Consider the following 1,200-nt stretch of genomic DNA (forward strand, 5'->3'; position numbering starts at 1 on the left):
GCCATAGGCGTAGTACAGTGCGCGCTCAAAGTTCGAGCTAACCTGAATATCCATTGAAGGGCTGATTGAGGGGATTGTATCGCCCTTGAAATATCCCTCGCCGGAGAGACAGCGATGCAGAATATCGTTCTGGTTGGTCGCCACCACCAGACGATCGATGGGCAGCCCCATGCGTTTGGCCAGATAGCCTGCGAAGATATCGCCGAAATTCCCTGTCGGCACGGTGAAGCTGACCTTGCGATGTGGCGCGCCGAGGCTGACGGCGGCGGAGAAATAGTAAACGATCTGTGCCAACACGCGGGCGAAGTTGATCGAATTGACGCCTGCAAGTTTTACACCGTCGCGGAAATCAAAGTCGTTGAACATGTCTTTGAGCGCGGCCTGACAGTCATCGAAATCGCCGTCTACCGCCAAAGCGTGCACATTACTGTCTGCTGGCGTAGTCATCTGACGGCGCTGCACTTCTGAAACACGGCCATGTGGGAACAGGATGAACACATCCACCGCGTCCAGCCCACGGAACGCCTCGATGGCGGCAGAACCGGTGTCCCCGCTCGTCGCGCCGACAATGGTCACGCGATCTTCGCGCCGTTTGAGCGCGACCTGGAACAGCTGGCCGATTAGCTGCATGGCGAAATCTTTGAAGGCCAGCGTGGGGCCGTGAAACAGCTCCAGCAGAAAATGGTTCTCGTTCAGCTGCTTCAAGGGCGCGCGGGCGTCATGGCCGAAGCCCTCATAAGCGCGCGCTATGATCTTTTTGAACTCATCATCAGAGAACGAGCCGCTCACATAAGGCCACATCACGCGGAATGCGATTTCTTCATAGGACAGGCCAGCCAACGCAGCAATTTCGTCCTGCGACATCACCGGAATTTCAGCGGGCAAGTACAGACCACCATCACGGGCCAGTCCGGTCAGCATCGCCTCTTCAAAGGTCAGTTCGGGCGCCTGCCCGCGGGTCGAGATGTATTTCATGTCGCGTCACTTTCGGAATTGGCACGGCTGCGCCACAGGAAGTATCCGGTCATTGCGGCCCAGACCAGAGCAAGACCAAACCAGATGATTGCATATTGCAAATGATCGTTGGGGATGCCCGCCGTATCCACCGGCATTGGCGTTACATTCGGATCGGTTTCCGAGCGGGCAATTAGCAACACCGGCTCAGCCCCCAGCGCGGCGGCCAGATTGGGCACATCACGG

The 1,200-nt window shown here is 57.4% G+C and carries 2 protein-coding genes; both read right to left on the minus strand.

The window, feature by feature from the left end; genetic code table 11:
• Positions 1–975, minus strand: a 975-nt coding sequence (gene thrC, locus ACR0EL_RS21660; protein ID WP_480502243.1) for a threonine synthase, incomplete at its 3' end; no start/stop codon positions are given.
• Positions 972–1,200, minus strand: a 229-nt coding sequence (locus tag ACR0EL_RS21665) for an SURF1 family cytochrome oxidase biogenesis protein (RefSeq protein ID WP_480502244.1), incomplete at its 5' end; no start/stop codon positions are given. The genes thrC and ACR0EL_RS21665, both read right to left, overlap by 4 nt.

Source organism: Ruegeria sp. AH12 (assembly GCF_056541465.1).